The following is a 2289-nucleotide window of genomic DNA, read 5'->3' as shown; positions in this document are numbered from 1 at the left end:
AAAACCACCCAGTTCAAGGCCGTGCTGAGTGCACTCGACACCCTGCCCCCGAAACAGCGCCCGACCGTGGTCGGGATCGGCCCCACCCACCGGGCCGTCCATGAAATGCAGTCGACCGGGGTCAAGGCACAGACGCTGGCCTCGTTTCTCTCGGAGAGTCGCCTGCAGGCCATGGCAGGGGAGCAGCAGGACCACAGCCGCACCCTGTTCCTGGTGGATGAAAGCTCGATGATTGGCAACCGCGACATGGCGGAGTTTTACCAGCGGGTGGCCGCCAGTGGCGCAAGAGTGGTCAGCAGCGGTGATACCGCGCAGCTCAAAGCCATCTCGTCAGGTGCCCCGTTCCAACTGATGCAAGAGCGCAGCGCGGTCGATGTGGCTGTCATGAAAGAGATTGTCCGCCAGCGCCCGGAGCTCAAACCGGCGATCTACAGCTTGATAGATGGCAACCTCACCCAGTCACTGGCACAGCGCGAAGCGGTGCAACCGGGTGTGGTACCCCGAGACCCGGCAAACGAACCGGATGCCTGGACACCGGATCGATCGGTGATTGAGGCAAAGAACCCCGCCGAACTGGTGGTCAAGGATTATGCCAGCCGTACCCGCCTGACACGGGATAACACCATGGTGATCGTGCATCTCAATGAGGTGCGCCACGGTATTAACGCCGCAATACACCAGGCACTGTTTGATAAAGGGGAATTAGGCCCACGCCAGACCAGCCTGACAATTCTTGATCCGGTGCGCATTGAAGAAAATAGCCTGCGTAGCAGTGAGCAGGTACAGAAAAATGCGCTTCTTGGTAAAGTGGCCGTGCTCGACCAGCACTATTACACCATCAGTGGTATCGACCCCCAGGCCGGGACAATGACCATCAAGGATAATGAGGGCAAGGTGCGACTCATCTCCAATATCGAAAACACCGCCCATGATCTCGCTATCTATCAACCGAGGGAAATAAAGGTCAGTGAAGGCGATAAGATCCGCTTCACCCGCACCGTCAATGAACACGGCCATGTGGCCAATAGCCAGTGGCAGGTAAAACGCATCGAGGATAATGGCGCGATAGTGCTGCACGATGGCAATAACGAGAAAACCGTTCGCCCCGACCAATTTAAGGAAGACCAGCACATTGATTTGGGGTATGCCATTACCGCCTATGGTGCGCAAGGAGCGAGCAGTACCTACGCCATCGAATTACAGGCGATCAAAGGCGTAAATAGAAACTTGATTACCCTGTCGTCTGCGTATGTCCCCGCCTCACGAGCCAAAGAACATATGCAGACCTATACCGATGATAAGGAAGGCTGGATTAACTTGCTCAATAAAAACCTCAAGAGCCAGGTTAGTACCGCCCACGATGCGCTCGAAGGCGACCAGATTAAAGGGCTGAAGGTCGCCGATATGTTATTGGGTGCCGCCTCGCCGATGCGCTCCACAGCATTGGGGCGACATGTGCTAAAGACCCATCAACTCGATGAGCAGCAGCATATGGGAAAATACATTGCACCAGGCAAAAAATACCCGACCCCGCACGCTGCCTTTCCGGTGTGGGATAATAATGGTAAACCGGCAGGGGCTGCCATGGTGGAGCTGCAAAGCCATCACCAAAATAAAGGCCCTACCCTGGACAGTGAATATCGACTGGTGGCAAATGAACGAGCCGAGTTTATCGGACTCCAGCGTGCCAGTAATGGCGAAACCCGTATCGCAACCAGTTTAGAGGATGGCATTGCCATGGCGACCAAGCATCCACACAGTGGAATATTGGTCAGCATTAACGGCGCACCACCACCATTTAATGTCAATCGGATGACCGGGGGTAAATTGGTCGTGTCGGACACGGATGCGCAGCACCTGCAAAAAGAGTCAGAGCGGGAGTTACCACTGCCACAAGATATGACCACCAAAGAAGCCAAACGCCAGGACGAGATGATAAAAACCGTTGCCAGGGAGAAAGAACAGCCGGATATCAAACTGCCTGATGATAAACAGCAAGCGGTCAATCGCGACGACAAGCGACTCCACAACGATATCCATCAACTAAATAAAGACGCGGAGTTAAGTGAGCGACAATTGCGTAAGCTGGCAGAAATCAGAGACGTGGCCAAAGCCAAATTTACCCATGAACTCCACGACAAACTGGATAAGCTGGAAAGGGAGATAATCAAGGAATTGACCAAAGGGGAGTAAAAAAGAAACCGGCCATGGGCCGGTTTTTTACATCAGCGACTGCTACGTGCAGTTAACTTTTTTCATCATCAGTGGAGAGCCTGTAAATAATTCTGT

The 2289-nt window shown here is 53.7% G+C and carries 1 protein-coding gene; it reads left to right on the top strand.

All coding sequences use genetic code 11. The features are described from left to right. A partial coding sequence (locus AXW79_RS01415) for a conjugative transfer relaxase/helicase TraI domain-containing protein (protein ID WP_043150808.1) occupies positions 1-2193 on the top strand: 2193 nt, incomplete at its 5' end. Positions 2194-2289 lie beyond the last annotated feature (96 nt).

The organism is Aeromonas salmonicida subsp. salmonicida, from assembly GCF_001643305.1.
Taxonomy (GTDB): Bacteria; Pseudomonadota; Gammaproteobacteria; order Enterobacterales; family Aeromonadaceae; genus Aeromonas; species Aeromonas salmonicida.
This window is presented reverse-complemented; position numbering and strand designations above follow the sequence as displayed.